This window comes from Mammaliicoccus sciuri (genome assembly GCF_002901825.1).
GTDB lineage: Bacteria > Bacillota > Bacilli > Staphylococcales > Staphylococcaceae > Mammaliicoccus > Mammaliicoccus sciuri.
This window is the reverse complement of the sequence record NZ_PPQD01000030.1, coordinates 188,630-208,471: the sequence shown is the minus strand read 5'-3', so window position 1 is coordinate 208,471 and position 19,842 is coordinate 188,630. Positions and strand designations below refer to the sequence as shown.

Genomic DNA, 19,842 nt, shown 5'->3' with positions numbered 1-19,842 from the left:
ATGAGAGGAGATTCATAAATGTCTCAAGAGAAGAAAGTCTTTAAGACAGAATGGGCAGGAAGTCCATTAATAATTGAAACGGGCCAATTAGCAAAACAAGCTAATGGTGCAGTATTAGTAAGATATGGGGATACAGTTGTATTATCAACAGCAACTGCATCAAAAGAACCTAGAAATGTAGACTTTTTCCCATTAATGGTTAACTATGAAGAAAAAATGTATGCAGCAGGAAAAATTCCTGGTGGCTTTAATAAACGTGAAGGTAGACCTGGTGAAGATGCTACTTTAACAAGTAGATTAATTGATAGACCAATTCGTCCATTATTCCCTAAAGGATACAGACATGATGTTCAAGTTATTTCTATCGTAATGAGTGTTGATCCAAACTGTTCACCAGAAATGGCAGCAATGATTGGTTCTTCAATGGCATTATCTGTATCAGATATTCCATTTGAAAGACCAATTGCAGGTGTGAACGTAGGTTTAGTAGATGGTGAATTTGTCATCAATCCTAATGTTGAACAAAGAGAAGTTTCTTTATTAGATTTACAAGTAGCGGGTCATAAAGATGCGATTAACATGGTTGAAGCGGGTGCTAAAGAAGTAACAGAAGAAACAATGTTAAATGCTATTTTATTTGGTCATAAAGAAATTCAAAGATTAGTTGAATTCCAAGAAGCTATTATTGAAGATGTTCAACCTGAAAAAGCTGAATTTATACCGGTTGAAATTGAAGCTTCATTTGAAGAAACAGTTCGTGCTAAAGCAGAAGCTTTAGATATTATTTCAGCAATCAGAACTGAAGAAAAACAACAAAGAGATATTAATATTTCTGCAGTTAAAGAAGAAGTTCTAAATGACTTTACAAACGAAGAAGATCCAGATAATGAAGAAGTACTTAAAGATGTAAGTAAAGTATTAGATGCACTTGTAAAAGAAGAAGTGCGTCGCTTAATTACTGAAGATAAAGTAAGACCAGATGGACGTAATCCTGAAGAAATCAGACCATTATCTTCTGAAGTTGGATTATTACCAAGAGCTCATGGTTCAGGTTTATTTACACGTGGACAAACACAAGCATTTTCAGTTGCGACTTTAGGTGCATTGGGTGAACATCAAATCATTGATGGCTTAGGTACAGAAGAACAAAAACGTTATATGCATCACTATAATTTCCCTAACTTCTCAGTTGGTGAAACAGGTCCAGTGAGAGCGCCAGGACGTCGTGAAATTGGTCACGGTGCATTAGGTGAACGTGCTTTACTACAAGTTATTCCAGATGAAAAAGAATTCCCTTATACAATAAGAGTTGTTTCAGAAGTACTTGAATCAAATGGTTCATCATCACAAGCTTCAATTTGTGGTTCAACTTTAGCTTTAATGGATGCAGGTGTGCCAATTAAAGCACCAGTTGCAGGTATTGCAATGGGCTTGATTACTAAAGATGATAACTACACAATTTTATCTGATATTCAAGGTATGGAAGATGCACTTGGTGATATGGACTTTAAAGTTGCAGGTACAGAAAAAGGTATCACTGCTATTCAAATGGACATTAAAATCGATGGTTTAAGTGAACAAATCTTAAAAGAAGCACTTGAGCAAGCAAGAATTGGTAGATTATATATCTTGAATCATATGCTTGAAACTTTAAGAGAACCTAGAGAAGAACTTAGCCAATATGCACCTAAAATTGAAATTATGCATATTAAACCAGATAAAATTAGAGATGTTATTGGACCTGGTGGTAAGAAAATCAATGAAATCATTGATGAAACAGGTGTTAAATTAGATATCGAACAAGACGGTACAGTATTTATTGGATCTAAAGATAAAGAAATGATCGACCGTGCTAGACAAATTATTGAAGATATTACAAGAGAAGCTGAAGTCGGTGCAATTTATATGGCAACAGTTAAACGTATCGAAAAATTCGGTGCATTTGTTGAAATCTTCCCAGGTAAAGATGCACTTGTTCATATTTCTCAATTCTCTAACGAGAGAGTTAACAAAGTTGAAGATGTAGCTAAAATTGGTGACCAATTCTTAGTAAAAGTAACTGAAATTGACCGTCAAGGACGCGTAAACGCATCACGCAAAGTATTGTTAAACGAAGAAAAAGAACAAAAATAATAAATGAAATGATTCAGATAGGGACATTGACAATCATTAAAATCTGAAATTTATAGTGTCAACAAAGTCATAGATTTTGTTGGCATTTTTTATGAGTAAGTAGAATAAGAAGTTAAATGATACTTGTCAGTTGATGTATGAATAGGAGTGCCATTATTAGCAGTTCTGGCTAAAGGTGCAGATACTGATACCATTAATAGCAGTTCTGGCTAAAGGTGCAAATACTGATACCGTTAATAGCAGTTCTGGCTGAAAGTGCAAATACTGATACCGTTATTAGCAGTTCTGGCTAAAGGTGCAAATACTGATACCGTTATTAGCAGTTCTGACTAAAAGTGCAAATACTGCGATCGTACATGTACATAATACTTCTCAATACTTATAACACGAAAGGTTTTAATTTAATGATTGCTTCATATAAAACATTTTTATAACCGATATGCCTGAGGGAATCGTACAAGTCGAAGACTACAGGCTGAGACTGTACCATAGGCAAGAGAGGTTATGAAAGTATGTATGTCTACTAATAGAGGGACATTGACGTGTCCCTATTTATTTTGAGGTGAATAAATATGGCTGATTTACAACGACTGAATAATGGAACGACTGTGATTTTTGAAGAAATTCCAAACAGTGAAACAATTAGTGTAGGTGTTTATGTCAATACTGGTACGGGTGATGAAGGTGATTATCCTGAAGGTATTGCTCATTTTATGGAACATATGTTATTTAAAGGTAGTGAACACTATACAAGACAGCAATTATCAAATGAATTTGATAAAATTGGTGGCTATAACAATGCATATACGACAAAAATGTACACTTGTTATTTCTGTAAAACATTAAAAAGATTTGAACATAAAGCAATTGATTTACTTATAGATATGGTTAAAAATCCACTATTTCTTGAAGAAGAAATTGTTCGTGAGAAAAAAGTCATTTTAGAAGAAATTAAAATGATTGAAGATACACCAGAAGAATGGTTAATGGATAAATTAGAACATGAAATTTATAAAGACCAACCATTAGGACGAATGATCCTTGGTACGCCTGATAGTGTCAATCAAATTGATAGAGATACATTAGTTGATTTCCATAAAAAGTATTATCAAAGTAATCGCTTAATTGTTTCAGTTGCGGGTGCCTATAGTGAATCTATGAAAGAAACATTGCTTAAGCAATTATCTGATGGGGTAGAAATACCGCTTAATCAACAAGAACAAAGCATGAATTTTATTGAGAAGAAAGAAACTTATTATAAAAACGAGCTAGAGCAAACGCATTTTATGAGAAGTTATGATGCACCAAGTTATAATGATGAACACTATTATGCAACGAATATATTGAACACGATTTTAGGCGAAACAATGAGCTCTAAATTGTTCCAAGTTCTAAGAGAAGAACATGGATTATGTTATAATGTTTACTCAGATTTCCAAAGTTTTCACAATGATGGTTTACTGACAATTTATGTAGCAACTGATAAAGAAAATGTTGATGCATCAAGTAAACTTATTACTGAAGTGCTCGAGTCATTATTAAATGACGGTATCACACAGAATGAACTAGATGATGCTAAAAGTCATATAATCACAAGCTTTTTAATGGCATCTGAATCTAACCAAAATAAAATGACGAGAAATGCACGTTCAATCATGTTTTATAATGAATTAGTTACGAATGAGCAGTTCGAGCACGAAATCAATCAAATCCAGTTAAATGATATTAAATTAGCTACGAAAAGATTATTGGATGCACCTTATTCTGAGTTTATTTTGACAGAGAAATCATAAAGTTATGACCTGATATAAAAATTATTGTCTTCCTTAATTTAAAATATGTATAAGACTGTTGTATGTGCTTGTATAATCGATTATATAAATGGTATGATTAAATAAATATATTATGGACGGGACTACATTTAGGAGGAACAATTTTGAGTTTAATAAAAAAGAAAAATGATAAAATTCGTATCATACCACTCGGTGGTGTAGGAGAAATTGCAAAAAACATGTATATCGTTGAAGTGGACGAAGAAATGTTCATGTTAGACGCTGGTTTAATGTTTCCAGAAGACGAAATGTTAGGTGTAGACGTTGTTATACCAGACATACAATATGTTATTGAGAATAAAGATAAACTTAAAGGTATCTTTTTATCACACGGACATGAAGATTCTATCGGTGCTGTAAGTTATATACTCGAAAAACTTGATGCACCAGTATACGGATCAAGATTGACGATTGCATTAGTTAAAGATCACATGAAAGCAAGAAAAATCAATAAAAAAGTACGTTATTATACAGTAAATAAAGATTCAGTCATGAGATTTAAAAACGTTAACGTGACATTTTTTAATACAACGCATTCAATACCAGATAGTTTAGGTGTATGTATCCATACATCATATGGTTCAATCGTTTATACTGGAGAATTTAAATTCGACCAAAGTTTACAAGGTGCCTATGCACCAGATATCGCTAAGATGACTGAAATTGGTCAAAATGGTGTATTTGCTTTGATTAGTGATTCAACAGAAGCAGAAAAACCTGGTTACAACGTTCCAGAAAATGTAATCGAAAGTCACATGGTCGATGAATTTGCAAAAGCAAATGGACGCATTATCGTTTCGTGTTATGCATCTAACTTTATTCGTATTCAACAAGTGCTGAATGCGGCTAGTAAATTAAACCGTAAAGTTTCATTCTTAGGACGTTCTTTAGAAAGTTCTTTCAATGTTGCACGTAAATTAGGTTACTTTAATATTCCAGAAAATCTTTTAGTACCCGTGCATGACATTAGTAAATATCCTAAAAATGAATTAATTATTATTGCTACAGGTATGCAAGGTGAACCAATTGAAGCATTAGGTCAAATGGCTCAACAAAGACATCCTATTTTAAATATTTTAGAAGGCGATAATGTTTATATTTCTACAACAGCTTCTGCTAATATGGAAGTGATTATTGGTCAGACTTTAAATGAATTAGTTAAAGCTGGCGCACACATTATGCCTAATAACAAAAAAACACATGCATCTAGTCATGGTTGTATGGAAGAACTTAAAATGATGCTTAATTTAATGAAACCTGAATACTTTATTCCAGTACAAGGTGAATTTAAAATGCAAATCGCACATGCGAAATTAGCAGCTGAAACAGGCGTAGACCCTGAGAAAATTTTCTTACTAGAAAAAGGTGACGTTGTTAATTTTGATGGCGAAAAAATGATTGCTAATGAAAAAGTTACAGCTGGTAACGTATTAATTGACGGTATCGGTGTTGGAGACGTAGGTAATATTGTTTTGAGAGACAGACACTTATTAGCTGAAGATGGTATATTTATAGCTGTTGTAACTTTAGATCCTAAAAATAGAAAAATCGTTGGTGGACCTGAAATTCAATCACGTGGATTCGTTTATGTTAGAGAAAGTGAAGAGTTATTAAACGACGCTTCAGAAAAAGTCCGTGAAATTGTTGAAGAAGGTTTACTTCAAAAGAAAATTGAATGGTCTGAAATGAAACAAAATATGCGTGATAAACTCGGTAAGTATCTATATGAACAAACGAAACGTCGCCCGATGATTATTCCAATTATTTCAGAAATCTAATGAATTGTTTTATGGATGATTTTTAACAGTCAAGAGATGAGATTAAATTCTATATCAATACAATGGGTTTTTCCATCTCGGCAAAGATGAACAAATAATGTGTCATACACGCTATTTGTTCATTAACTGCCTACATACTATATGAGGCTGAGACATCTATTTATGTCCCAGCCTCTTTTTGCATTATAGATAAGGAGGCTATTTCAAAAATGGTACAAAAGAAGAAGCCAGCAACACGTAAAAGAAAAACAACACGTGGCAAGAAAAAGCAAAAAGATAATACATTAAAATATGTCATACAGATGATTGTGTTGTTTTTACTCGTGTTAGGTATTTTTCAATTAGGATTTATAGGTTTAATGATTGATAGCTTCTTTCATTTCTTATTTGGATTCTCAAAATATTTCACCTATATACTGATAGCGATTATTTCACTATTAATAACAGTGAACGGCAAATTAAAATTCACAAGAAGAGTAAACGGATTGCTCGTCTTTCAAGTAGCATTGCTATTCATTATGCAGTTAGTATTATATTTCAAAGATCCATCGTTTAATACGTTTAAGACAACCTTGAGTGAAACATATTCAAGTTTAGAACGAAATGCATTTTACTTTAACGGTGGTGGTTATATTGGTTATTATGCATTTAATGTCATAAGCAAGCTTATTTCCGTCTTTGGATATAGTTTATTAACGATACTCGTTTTACTATCTAGTGTTATTTTAATCATGAAGAAAAGACATCGTGATATTACTAAATCAGCATTTGATATGGCGCAAAGTAAAACTAAATCAAAAATGACAAATCTTGAACAAAAAAGAGAAGAAAAAGCGAAAGCTAAACAACTAGAAAAAGAAAAGCGTCAAAAAGAGCAGCCTAAAGACGTTTCACATTTAGAAGAAGTTGAACCAGTTCAAGAAATTTCTAAAATTGACAAACAACAAACTAATGAAGAAATTCCAATCTTTGAATCGCAAGAAAAGTTAGCATCCAAAAGAACACAACAACCTAAACAACCCGTTCAACAAGATCATGATAATCATGAATCTGAAATGAATGAATCAACTATAGATGAGACTGAGAATTTAAATTATAAATTACCACCGATTACAATTTTAAATGATCCACCTAAATCTCAATCAGTGTCTAAAAAGACAGTTCAAGAAAAAGGAAAACTACTTGAAGCTACATTAAGAAACTTTAATGTCGATGCGAAAGTGACTCAAATTAGGATTGGACCAGCTGTTACTCAATACGAAGTACAGCCAGCTCAAGGTGTGAAAGTAAACAAAATCGTTAATTTAAGTAATGATATTGCACTGAATTTAGCAGCAAAAGATATTAGAATTGAAGCGCCTATTCCAGGTAAGTCGGCAGTTGGAATTGAAGTGCCTAATGAACATATTTCAATGGTAACGCTGAAAGAAGTACTGAATGAGGCAAAACCAACATCAAATAAACTTGAAGTTGCATTAGGAAGAGATATTTCAGGTGAACCAATTACAGCAGAATTAAACAAATTACCTCACTTACTCGTAGCAGGTGCTACAGGGAGTGGTAAATCTGTTTGTATTAATGGTATTATCACAAGTATATTAATGAATGCTAAACCACATGAAGTAAAATTAATGCTTATTGACCCTAAGATGGTTGAATTAAATGTGTATAACGGGATACCACATTTGTTAACACCTGTTGTTACAAATCCTCAAAAGGCAAATCAAGCATTACAAAAAATTGTATCCGAAATGGAAAAAAGATATGACTTGTTCCAACACGTTGGTGCAAGAAATATTGAAGGATATAATCAATTTATTGAACGTACAAATCAAGAAATGGAAGAAAAACAAGCGCAATTACCTTATATTGTCGTCATTGTTGATGAACTTGCTGACTTAATGATGGTTGCTGGTAAAGATGTTGAATCATCCATTATGAGAATCGCACAACTTGCACGTGCAGCAGGTATACACTTAATTATTGCGACACAAAGACCATCCGTTGATGTTATAACAGGTAGTATTAAAGCTAATATACCTTCTAGAATTGCGTTTGCAGTAAGCTCTGCAACTGATTCTAGAACAATTTTAGATAGTGGTGGTGCTGAAAAATTACTAGGTAGAGGTGATATGCTATTCTTATCTAGAGACTCTTCAAAACCAACAAGAATACAAGGTGCATTTCTTTCTGATGGTGAAGTTGAATCAGTTGTTCAACATGTTGTTGGAGAACAAACAGCGAACTATGTTAAAGAGATGGAACCTGACGAACCGACAGAAGCAAATGAAATGGAAAGTGAAGATGCTTTATACAAAGAAGCATATTTATTTGTTGTAGAAGAACAAAAAGCAAGTGCGAGTTTATTACAAAGAAGATTTAGAATAGGTTATAATAGGGCATCTAGGTTAATGGATGATTTGGAAAGTAATGGTGTTATTGGTCCTCAATCAGGTAGTAAACCTAGACAAGTATTGGTTGATATTTATCAAGACGAATAGGGGGATATTATGTCTACAAATGCAAGTACAAATTTCGTTAAAAATTGGATATTAGAAAAAATTCAAACAGCTGAACTTAAACCGGGAGATGCTATTCCGAATGAGTTTGAAATTAAAAAGTTGTTAAATATAAATTATGATGAAATCGAAAAAGCCATACATGAACTTGTCACGGAACAAATTTTATCTCAAAAAACAGGCGACGTAACAGTGGTGAAACCTACACAACCATATTATTATCCATTAGACGAATTAGTAAGTATTACAAAAATGATTGAAAAAAATGGTGAAGTTGCTGGAACAGAATTTATTAGTTTAGATGAAGAAGTTGCAACTTTAAAAGATATAGAAGTATTAAACTTAGAAAAAGATGCATCTATTTCGGTAATAGAAAGAGTACGTACAGCAAATGGTGAACCAGTCGTGTATTGTCTAGATAAAATTGCTACTGATTTATTTGCATGCAGTGACTATAGATCCAATTCATCTATTTTATCCGCAATTGAAAGTAAAGTAGAATTTAAAATTACACATGCTAATACATCTATAGAATCCATTAGTTATGAGCCGTATATTAGTGAAATATTGAACTCTGAGCCAGACGATGCAATGATGTTATTAACACAAGTTCATTATAACGAACATGGCACACCTGTACTTTATTCACTAAATTATTTTAAAAGCAGTCTTGTAAAGTTTCGAATTACAAGAAATAGGATATAATAAATATATTGAGAGAAACAAAGTAACAATTGTTGCTTTGTTTCTCTATATACATACATATAAGAGAGGTATCTATTATGATAACAACAGAACATATACAATTATCTTCAAATGACGTTTATGTGATACCAACTGAAAAATTTAAAACAACGACTATCGTTTTTAAATTTGTAGCACCTTTAAACAGTGAGACGATTACATCTAGGTCAATTTTAAGTAAATTAATTACACGTGTTACAAAACAATACCAAACTGATAAAGAAATGAATAATTTGCTTGCGGACTTATATGGTGCGCATTTATTTAGCTATGTCAATAAACAAGCTAATAATCATATCATGACAATTGGTATTGAAATCGTAAATGAAAAATATTTAAATAGTGAGCTTCCACTATTCGAACAAGCCGTTAAATTATTGCATGAAGTGATTTTTAATCCACTGATTGAAAATGGTAAATTTAACGAAAAATACACGAAGCAAGAAAAATCTTTATTACATAAAAAATTAACTGCAATTGAAGACAACAAATCTCAACGTGCATTTATTCAATTTATGAATCATATGTTTGAAGATGAGCCATATAAATATTTAGCATCTGGTCGACTAGAAGACATTGATAACGTAACACCTGAATCTTTAGTCAATACATACCATGATTTGTTACACGAGAATGCGATATCTACATATATTATTGGAAATGTTGAATTAGATGAAGTTAAATCATTGTGTCATGAATATTTTAATTTTGATCATAATAGTCAATTAGAAATCGAAACGACATTATTAAAAGATATTAAAGAAGTAAAAGAAATAGTAGATTATACAAAGATTGATCAAGCAAAATTAAATATGGGATATAGGTTCCCAATAACATTCCATTCTAAAGAATATTATTCGTTCTTAGTGTTAAATATGTTGCTAGGTGGAGATGCTTCTTCAATTTTATTTAGTGAAGTACGTGAAAAACAAAGTTTAGCCTATTCAATACATTCTCAAATCGATGCAAGAAATGGATTCTTATATATAGTTGGTGGCATCTCTAAAGATAAAGTACATGTCGCTAAAGAAACAATTTTAAATATTTTTAAAGATATTCAACAAGGTGAAATTGAAACAGAGAGACTGACGTTAGCGAAGAAAGTCTTAATTTCACACGCACGAGAAATGTTTGATAAACAACGACAAATGATTGACTTATTGCATACACATGCGAGATATCAATCCGTTTATAACTATGATGATTGGATTAAAGAAATTGAATCTATCACAATTGAAGATATTAAAAAGACCGCACAACTTGGACAATTAGATACAATATATATACTGACTGAAGGTGATAACAATGCGTAATCAATATTATAAACAGATTGATGAAACTGTATTCGAAGATACTTTAGAAAATGGTTTAAAAGTAGTTGTCATTCCAAAAGCAGGGTTTTCAAAGACTTTTGTGACATACACAACACATTTCGGTTCTCTTGATCATACATTTAAGCCACATGGCAAAGATGATTTTGTGACTGTTCCGGACGGGGTAGCACATTTCTTAGAACATAAATTGTTCGAAAAAGAAGATGGCGATGTCTTTACAAGTTTTGCTGAAAATGATGCACAAGTTAATGCATTTACGACATTTGATAGAACAAGTTATTTATTTAGTGCGACTGGAAATGTGCACGATAATATTATTCGTTTATTAAAAATGATTGAAAGTCCGTATTTTACTGAGAAAACAGTAGAAAAAGAAAAAGGTATAATCGCTGAAGAAATTAAGATGTACCAAGAACAGCCTAATTATAAATTAATGTTCCAAACTTTAGGTGCACTCTATCATAATCATCCTGTACAAGTGGATATAGCAGGTTCTGTTGAAAGTATTTATGATATTACAGCTGAAGATTTATATTTATCATATGAAACGTTTTACCATCCAGCAAATATGGTGTTAATCATTGTTGGAGACGTCGATCCTGAAGAGACTATACAATTAGTTCGCGAACATGAAGACAAAAGAAATATGCACGAAATGCCACCTATTACGAGAAAAGTAATAGACGAACCGACATCTGTCCATACACCGTATGTCGAAACGAAAATGGACATTGTTCAAGAAAAATCAATGTTGGCATATAAGTTCAAGCCTAATACTATTTCTGATAAAGTACGCGTAAAAAATGATATGGAAATGATGATTGCTTTAGATTTAATATTCGGTGAACAAACTGAATTTTATCAATCAAATTTAGAAAAAGAAGTGATTGATGATACGTTTGGTTATCAATTTGCTAACGAAATGACATATAGTTATTTAATTCTAGCTGTGACAACTGATTATCATAATGAATTTAAAGAATCGGTTAAAGCAGAACTTAAAAAATATATAGAAAATGGTTTTGTTTTAGAAGAGTTAGAGAGAGTGAGAAAACAAACTTTAGGCGAAATTGTATCAAGCTTAAATTCTCCAGAATATATTGCAAATCAATATACTAAATTCTATTTTGAAGGTGTAGAACTATTTGAACTTGTAAACATTTTAGAATCTATAACAGTAGAAAGTGTACAAGAAACATTGGCTTCATTAATAGACTTCGAACATGTTGTAGAAAGTCGTTTGGTGAAACAAAATGGCTAGAACATTTATTGTTGGTGGTAGTGGTGACATTGGATTATCAATTGTTGATGAATGTTTATCACTAGGGCATGAAGTGATACTGCATTATAATCGATCTAATATTAATGAACTCAAACAAAGATATGCCGGACAACCTGTTACTTTTCTACAATTCGATTTAACAAACAAAGATAATTTACAATTCTTAACATCAATCGGACATATTGATCAATTAATATATGCAGCTGGGCAATCGTCATTTGGTGCGATTCAAGATTTTACAGATGATGAAATTGATGTTCAATATAACTTGAATGTATATGCGCTCATAAAAATTGTTCAATTATTTGTTGATGATATTAGAAAGAGTGAAAATGGCAGAATAATCGTTATATCATCTATTTGGGGAGAGACTGGTGCAAGTTACGAAACAATCTATTCAACAATGAAAGCTGCTCAACTTGGTTTTGTTAAATCTTTAGCAAAAGAACTTGCTTTAACATCTATTACAGTAAATGCTATATGTCCAGGTGTCGTTCATGGTAAAATGACAGATGAACTTGATGAAATTACACAAACACAATTAAAAGATGAAATACCACAAGGTCGGTTTGTTCAAACTAAAGAAGTTGCGGCAACGGTGGGATATTTATTAAATCCGTTATCTCAAAGTGTGACCGGTCAAGTCCTACGTGTAAACGGAGGATGGTATATTTAATATTGGGGTGGATATTATGGAAGAAGTCATTAAAAAAGAATGGTACTTAGAATACGATATACAAGTAAATAGAGCAGGTTTATTAGGGGATATCTCTAGTTTGCTTGGTATTTTAGGTATTAATATCATTACGATAAATGGTGTCGATCAAGGTCGAAGAGGGTTACTCATTAAGACAGATGATATGAATAAAGTTAAACGCTTTGAAAATATTGTTAAAGAAATTGATGATATTACCATTAAAAAGTTACGTACACCAGGCTTAAGAGATCGATTAGCGGTAAGACACGGTAGATATATTAAACGAGATGTTGATGACAAAAAGACCTTTAGATTCGAAAGAAAAGATTTAGGTTTATTAGTTGATTTTATGGCAGAACTTTTTAAAGAGAACCGTCATAAACTGATTGGTGTGAGAGGTATGCCAAGAGTAGGTAAAACAGAATCTGTTGTTGCCGCTAGTGTGTGTGCCCATAAAAAATGGTTGTTTATTAGTTCGACGCTTATTAAGCAAACAGTAAGAAGCTCTTTATTAAAAGGTGAATATAGTGATGAAAATGTTTATATTATTGATGGTGCTGTAACATCTAAGCAAACTGATGAAAAGCATAAACAACTCGTTAGAGAAGTTATGAGTTTACCAACAATTAAAGTAGTAGAACATCCTGATCTATTTGTACAACGCTCTGAATATAGCCTTGAAGATTTTGATTATATTATTGAACTAAGAGAAACAGAAGACCAAGAAATTACATATGAGCAATTAAATAAAAATGATTTATTTACAAATGACAATATGGCATTTGGAGATGGATTTGGATTTTTTGAATAAATTGTTTGAGGTGAATATATTTGAAATATATTGGAGAAACGTTAAGAAGTAAAAGAGAACAATTAGGGATGACTTTAGTTGAACTTGAAGAAAAAACAAAGATACAAAGACCATTTTTAATGATGATTGAAAAGAATGAATTTGAAAATCTACCAAATCCCGATTATACAAGAGGTTTCATAACGAAATATGCTTCTGCAATCAATATGAGTGCACCAGAATTAATTGATAAACATCAAAGTGAGTTGCCTAAAACAGCACCTTCTGCTAAAGAAGCTTTTAGACAGCTTACGCAAGAAAAAAGAAGTCAAACTGAAATATCAGAGAATAAAATGGTAGCTAAACTCATAACACAAATGATTACATTCTTTGGTGTATGCTTAATCGGTTGGATATTATTAATAATTATCATTTAATTATATATAGTATTGATTTATAATAGTATTATTATGCAGTTGTAAGAAAAGAAGGAGAACGAATATGAATATTCCTAATCAATTAACAGTATTACGTGTTATTTTAATACCTGTATTTGTTTTATTTTTACTTGTAGATTTTAATATGGGTGACATGCATTTCTTATTTGGACAAGAAATGAGAATAGAACAATTTATAGCTGGTATTATATTTATTTTAGCTTCTGTTACAGATTGGTTTGATGGCTATTTAGCGAGAAAATGGGAACTTGTTACAAACATGGGGAAATTTTTAGACCCTCTAGCTGATAAATTATTAGTAGCGAGTGCATTAATTGCATTAGTAGAACTTGATAAAGTATCATCAGTTATTGCTATTATCATCATTGCTAGAGAATTTGCTGTAACAGGACTAAGATTACTTCAAATTGAACAAGGCTTTGTAAGTGCAGCTGGTCAATTAGGTAAAATTAAAACGGCTGTAACGATGGTCGCAATTGTATTTATCCTATTACAAGAACCATTCTCTACTTTATGGCAAATTAATCTTGGGCAATGGCTCATGTATATTGCTACTTTCTTTACAATTCTATCTGGTATAGAGTATTTTTATCATGGTAGAGATGTATTTAAAGGATCAAAATAATAACAACATTTAACCTACAACATTTCGTTTGTAGGTTTTTCTGTAGGAGGCAAAAATATGAAAGTTAGTATTTTAAGCGTAGGTACTGAAATTTTATTAGGACAAATTGCTAACACAAATGCACAGTTTATATCAAAAGTACTCAATGAACTCGGTGCAAGTGTTATGAGACACGTTGCTGTAGGCGATAATCCTGGAAGGTTAGAACGTACTTTTAAAGAAGAATTAGCGCATCATGACGTTGTAATTTTAACAGGTGGCTTAGGACCAACGAAAGATGATTTAACAAAACAAACTGTTGGTAAAGTATTAGGTAAATCACTAGAAACAAATAAACAAGCTATGGATCAGATTGAACAATATTTCAAAAATGAAAACCGTACGATGACGCCTAATAATAGACAACAAGCACTTGTTATTGAAGGTAGTGAAGTACTGAAGAATGACTTTGGTATGGCACCAGGCATGTATTTAGAAGTGGATGATAAAAAAGTCGTATTATTACCTGGTCCCCCGAAAGAACTTCAACCAATGGTCAATCAATATCTTGTACCATTTTTCTTAAATGAAGAACGTGTCATCTTTTCTGAGTCATTGAAATTTATGGGTATTGGTGAATCTAGCTTGGAAACAGAGCTGATTGACTTAATAGATAATCAATCCAATCCTACAATTGCACCACTTGCTGGTCAACATGAAGTATCACTCCGCATTACGGCTAATGCGAATACTAAACAACAAGCGATAGATTTAATCCAGCCTGTTAAAACAGAAATATTAAATAGAATAGGCGAATTTTATTATGGTAGCGATGATTTAACAGTTGAAGATGCTGTATTTAATGAATTAGATCAACCATTTGTTATATATGATGAAATTACAGATGGTGTATTAAATGCTCGACTTAAACTATCTAAAGATAGCGAACAATATTTAAAATCATATATTTTACAAAATTCATGGACAGATGAAATGTTGAATATTAGTCAAGATGAATCAGTTGAACAAATTGCTAACAAGTTAAAATCAACATTTAACGTAGAAAGTGTTATTGTTTTAAAACAAGATCATAAAGAATCAACAGTATATATTTCACATATGCAAAAAAACGAAAAATTTATTTCGTCATTAAGTCAATCATATGCTGGAAGACGTGATAGAATAAGCAATATAGCACTTATAAAGTTTTTGAACCAATTAAGATAACTTGCGATAATTTATAAAATCGGTACTTATGTTCGCTTAATTTTAAAAAATGCGTACAAAACACGAACAAATATTCGCTTTATACTTGCATTTTAGAACAAAAGCATTTATAGTAATAATAGCTAATTAAACAAGTAAATTCATTTTATATATATAGGAGGTTATCGCGTGAACGAACGTCAAAAAGCACTCGATACAGTAATTAAGAATATGGAAAAATCCTTTGGTAAAGGGGCAGTAATGAAGCTAGGGGATAATACAAGCAGAGAAGTATCAGCAGTTTCTAGTGGTTCAATCACACTTGATAAAGCATTAGGTGTTGGTGGTTACCCTAAAGGACGTATCATTGAAATATATGGTCCAGAAAGTTCTGGTAAAACAACAGTAGCTTTACACGCTATCGCTGAAGCGCAAAGACAAGGTGGCGTAGCTGCTTTTATTGATGCTGAGCACGCACTAGATCCTGTTTATGCTAAAAACTTAGGCGTAGATATTGATAACCTATATTTATCACAACCTGACCACGGTGAACAAGGTTTAGAGATTGCAGAAGCATTTGTTCGTAGTGGTGCAGTTGATATTGTTATTGTCGACTCAGTAGCTGCATTAACACCTAAAGCTGAAATTGAAGGTGAAATGGGAGATACACACGTTGGTTTACAAGCAAGATTAATGAGTCAAGCTTTACGTAAATTATCAGGTGCTATTTCTAAATCAAATACAACAGCTATCTTTATCAACCAAATTCGTGAAAAAGTTGGCGTTATGTTCGGTAATCCTGAAGTAACACCAGGTGGACGTGCGTTGAAGTTCTATAGTTCTGTTCGTTTAGAAGTACGTCGTGCTGAACAATTGAAACAAGGTCAAGAAGTAGTTGGTAACCGAACTAAAATTAAAGTTGTTAAAAACAAAGTTGCGCCTCCATTCAGAGTAGCTGAAGTTGATATTATGTACGGTGAAGGTATTTCACGTGAAGGTGAATTAATCGACTTAGCAGTTGAATTTGATATTGTAGATAAATCAGGTGCTTGGTATTCATATAACGGAGAACGTATGGGTCAAGGTAAAGAAAACGTTAAGACTTACTTAAAAGAAAATCCAGCTATTATTGAAGAAATTGATGGAATCTTAAGAGATCAATTAGGCTTTAACGGTAAGAAGAAAGAAGAAGCTAAAAAAGAAGATAAACCTAATGAACCTGAACAAGAAACTTTACTAGACTAAATAGTATTTTGTCATTAAATTAAACATTCTATAGATTACGTTTCATTGTGTAATCTATAGAATGTTTTTTTATAAAAATAGAATTAAAAATTAAAGTCCATGTCCTTGACACTTGTACAAATTTAAACGTACAATTGAGTTGTATGATTCCATAGTTTCATTTAATCATATTTTTGTATATATAAGACGTAGAACCTAGATAGAAGGAGGTGTTTATGTGGACTTATTAACCCTCTTACTCATTTTGCTAGGAGTTATTCTAGGTGTTGTTGTAGGATACTTTTTCGCACATAATAGCTTAACGAAAAAGCAAGATCAAGCTCGTCAGTCTGCTCACTATATTATAAGTGAAGCTAACAAAGAAGCTGAGAGTCTTAAGAAAGAAAAGTTGATTGAAGCAAAAGAAGAAAATCAACAAATTAGAGATCATCTTGATAGTGAAATTAGAGAGAGAAGAAGTGACCTACAAAAGCAAGAAGCAAGATTACTTCAAAAAGAAGAAAATTTAGAGCGCAAATCTGATCTTTTAGACAAAAAAGATGAAATTCTAGAAAACAAAGAAGCTAAAATTGAAGAGCGACAACAACAGGTAGATGCAAAAGAGAGTAATGTTCAAGAAATAATAATGAAACATGAACAAGAACTAGAACGCATCTCCGGACTCACACGTGAAGAAGCTCGTAAAGAGCAATTCTCACAAGTAGAAGAAGAACTGTCACATGATATTGCTGTACTTGTAAAAGAAAAAGAAAGAGAACTAAAAACAAATGTCGATAAAAAAGCTAAAGAACTGTTGTCTATTACTGTACAAAGGTTAGCAGCAGATCATACTTCAGAATCGACTGTATCCGTTGTGAATTTACCAAATGATGAGATGAAAGGGCGTATTATCGGTCGTGAAGGTCGTAATATTCGTACTTTAGAAACATTAACAGGTGTAGATTTAATTATAGACGATACACCAGAAGCGGTTATATTATCTGGATTTGATCCAATTCGAAGAGAAATCGCTAAGACAGCCTTAACTAATTTAGTATCTGATGGACGTATACATCCAGGTAGAATTGAAGATATGGTTGAAAAAGCGAGAAGAGAAGTGGATGACCTAATGAGAGAATCAGGTGAACAAGCGACATTTGAATTAGGTATTCATAACTTACACCCAGAATTGGTTAAAATTTTAGGACGTATGAAATATCGTACAAGTTATGGCCAAAGTGTACTGAAACACTCAGTAGAAGTTGCGCAACTTTCAGGAATGTTAGCAGCTGAACTAGGTGAAGATGTTACTTTAGCAAAACGTGCAGGTTTATTACATGATATTGGTAAAGCTATTGATCACGAAGTTGAAGGTAGCCATGTTGAAATAGGGGTAGAACTTGCAAAGAAATATCATGAACATGATACAGTCATAAATGCAATACACTCACATCATGGGGATGTAGAACCAACATCAGTTATTTCTATATTGGTAGCAGCAGCAGATGCGTTAAGTGCTGCAAGACCTGGAGCTAGACGAGAAACTTTAGAAAATTATGTGAAACGTTTAGAAAGATTAGAAGAAATATCAGAAGGTTATCAAGGTGTTGAAAAAGCATTCGCAATACAAGCAGGTAGAGAAATTAGAGTAATTGTTTCTCCTGAAGATATTGACGACTTGAAAGCACATAGAATAGCTAGAGATATTAAAGATCAAATAGAAGGCGAATTACAATATCCAGGGCATATTAAGGTGACAGTTGTCCGGGAAATGAGAGCTACTGAATACGCTAAGTAGAATAGTTCTCAAATTTTAAAACCCTAACCGAAAGCGGTTAGGGTTTTTTATTGTTATCAAAATGACTTTTGTATTATAGCTATTGAACTAATTCTATGATTTTAGCTATTTTGAGTATATAATGAATATATCTAATGAACATATTGGGCATATATGTTAAATAGGAGTGAAGTTAATGAAGTATAAATCACTTAAAACGATTTTTCATATGTTTGGAACAGATGTTATGCAAGAAGAATATGATATGAGAATCAGACATTATTCAAGTTACTTATTAGATATAAACATTAGTCCCATGCAAGATGAAAAACAATTACTCGATATACAATATCCATTATTTTATTCGATAAATAAAAGTCTGTTTAAGCAGTATGAAAGAATTCTATTAAATTCATCTAAAATCAAACAATTATCTGCTAATCTCCCAAGAATAGCAACACATGCATATATTAATAAGTTATTAATTAACGAATTACAAAGTACGAACGAAACTGAAAATATTAAAAGTACTAAAAAAGAAATAGCTGAAGCATTAAATAATACAAGTAAGAAAGATAAAAGGTTTACTGGATTAGTCACTCAGTATTTAATGATGGAATTTGGAGAACTTGATCTAAATTCTATTGTGGATTTTAGAAAAATATACGATGAAATTGTATCTGATGAAATCAAAAAGGATGAATATCCGGATGGTAAAATGTTTAGAGCTAGTAGTATAGGTGTATTTGATCATTCTAAAAATAAATGGGTTCATAGAAATGAATATAGTGAATCGAAAGTAATAGAATTATTAACAAAGCTTATTGATTATATAAAAAGTCATGAATCACCTGAACTTATTAAAATTTTAGCAAGTCATTATATTTTTGAATATATACATCCATTTTATGATGGGAATGGGCGTATTGGTAGATATATAATAGCTAGAAAATTAAACGATTTATTAGACCCATATACAGCACTTTCATTTTCGTATTCTGTAAATAATAACAAGTCTAAATATTATAAAGCTTTTGTTGATACTTCGAATTATTTCAATAAAGGCGAATTAACTAATTTTATTGATGATATGTTGAGTATTTTAATAGAAGGACAAGAAAATATAATCGACAATTTTGAAGAGAATATTAATATTATCAATAAAATACAACTAGCATTACACAACAAACATTATGATAAGTATGAATATAAAATATTATATATTTTGCTACAAGATAAAGTATTTGGCAGTAAATATTCAAGAATTACTTTGAAAGAACTACAAAAAGCTTCAGGTTATTCAAGAGGAAAGATTAATAATGTTATTTCTAGCCATGAAGAAAAATTAATAAAAATTAAAAGTAAACCTGTTATATATGAAATTAGTGATCAATTTATGTATAGTTTATTATCTGAGAATATAAGTAAGTAAAAAAATCCCTTATGATTGATGTTTCAATTAGT

General features: G+C 31.8%; 15 protein-coding genes. All 15 read left to right on the top strand.

Features of this window, described 5'->3' with window-relative positions; translation table 11 throughout:
- The first annotated feature begins 18 nt into the window (after nt 1-18).
- The 15 genes from pnp (at nt 19) to CD035_RS10760 (ending at nt 19,810) form a co-directional block, all read left to right on the top strand.
- Entirely contained in the window at nt 19-2,133 is a 2,115-nt protein-coding gene (pnp, locus tag CD035_RS10830) for a polyribonucleotide nucleotidyltransferase (RefSeq protein ID WP_048542610.1), read from the top strand.
- 572 nt (nt 2,134-2,705) lie between these two features.
- The gene (locus tag CD035_RS10825) at nt 2,706-3,926 is read left to right on the top strand and encodes a M16 family metallopeptidase (RefSeq protein ID WP_048542612.1); all 1,221 of its coding nucleotides are present in this window, start codon (nt 2,706-2,708) and stop codon (nt 3,924-3,926) included.
- 143 nt (nt 3,927-4,069) lie between these two features.
- Nucleotides 4,070-5,743, top strand: a complete 1,674-nt coding sequence (gene rnjB, locus CD035_RS10820) for a ribonuclease J2 (protein WP_048542615.1) — start codon at nt 4,070-4,072, stop codon at nt 5,741-5,743.
- A gap of 209 nt (nt 5,744-5,952) precedes the next feature.
- A complete protein-coding gene (locus CD035_RS10815) occupies nt 5,953-8,244 on the top strand; it encodes a DNA translocase FtsK (RefSeq protein WP_048542618.1) in 2,292 nt (763 codons plus the stop codon).
- 9 nt (nt 8,245-8,253) lie between these two features.
- Entirely contained in the window at nt 8,254-8,967 is a 714-nt protein-coding gene (locus tag CD035_RS10810) for a GntR family transcriptional regulator (RefSeq protein WP_048542619.1), read from the top strand.
- A 77-nt stretch (nt 8,968-9,044) separates the two neighbouring features.
- The gene (yfmF, locus tag CD035_RS10805) at nt 9,045-10,319 is read left to right on the top strand and encodes an EF-P 5-aminopentanol modification-associated protein YfmF (RefSeq protein ID WP_048542620.1); all 1,275 of its coding nucleotides are present in this window, start codon (nt 9,045-9,047) and stop codon (nt 10,317-10,319) included.
- Nucleotides 10,312-11,601, top strand: a complete 1,290-nt coding sequence (gene yfmH, locus CD035_RS10800) for an EF-P 5-aminopentanol modification-associated protein YfmH (RefSeq protein WP_048542622.1) — start codon at nt 10,312-10,314, stop codon at nt 11,599-11,601. The genes yfmF and yfmH overlap by 8 nt, the downstream gene beginning before the upstream one ends.
- Nucleotides 11,594-12,298 (top strand): elongation factor P 5-aminopentanone reductase, encoded by a 705-nt coding sequence (ymfI, locus tag CD035_RS10795; protein ID WP_048542624.1) that lies wholly within the window; start codon nt 11,594-11,596, stop codon nt 12,296-12,298. The genes yfmH and ymfI overlap by 8 nt, the downstream gene beginning before the upstream one ends.
- Nucleotides 12,299-12,314: 16 nt before the next feature.
- A complete protein-coding gene (locus CD035_RS10790) occupies nt 12,315-13,130 on the top strand; it encodes a YmfK family protein (RefSeq protein ID WP_025905363.1) in 816 nt (271 codons plus the stop codon).
- A 20-nt stretch (nt 13,131-13,150) separates the two neighbouring features.
- The gene (locus tag CD035_RS10785) at nt 13,151-13,546 is read left to right on the top strand and encodes a helix-turn-helix domain-containing protein (RefSeq protein WP_048542627.1); all 396 of its coding nucleotides are present in this window, start codon (nt 13,151-13,153) and stop codon (nt 13,544-13,546) included.
- A gap of 64 nt (nt 13,547-13,610) precedes the next feature.
- On the top strand, nt 13,611-14,192 hold the full coding sequence (pgsA, locus tag CD035_RS10780; protein ID WP_037587820.1) for a CDP-diacylglycerol--glycerol-3-phosphate 3-phosphatidyltransferase: 582 nt from the start codon (nt 13,611-13,613) through the stop codon (nt 14,190-14,192).
- Nucleotides 14,193-14,249: 57 nt separating this feature from the next.
- Complete coding sequence (locus CD035_RS10775) at nt 14,250-15,398, top strand: CinA family nicotinamide mononucleotide deamidase-related protein (protein WP_048542630.1); 1,149 nt, start codon at nt 14,250-14,252, stop codon at nt 15,396-15,398.
- 210 nt (nt 15,399-15,608) lie between these two features.
- Nucleotides 15,609-16,622, top strand: coding sequence for a recombinase RecA (gene recA / locus CD035_RS10770; protein WP_048542786.1), 1,014 nt, complete (start codon nt 15,609-15,611; stop codon nt 16,620-16,622).
- 217 nt (nt 16,623-16,839) lie between these two features.
- Nucleotides 16,840-18,399: a ribonuclease Y gene (rny, locus tag CD035_RS10765; RefSeq protein WP_048542634.1), complete on the top strand. Its 1,560-nt coding sequence runs from the start codon at nt 16,840-16,842 to the stop codon at nt 18,397-18,399.
- A 175-nt stretch (nt 18,400-18,574) separates the two neighbouring features.
- Nucleotides 18,575-19,810 (top strand): Fic family protein, encoded by a 1,236-nt coding sequence (locus CD035_RS10760; protein ID WP_048542635.1) that lies wholly within the window; start codon nt 18,575-18,577, stop codon nt 19,808-19,810.
- Nucleotides 19,811-19,842: the final 32 nt, after the last annotated feature.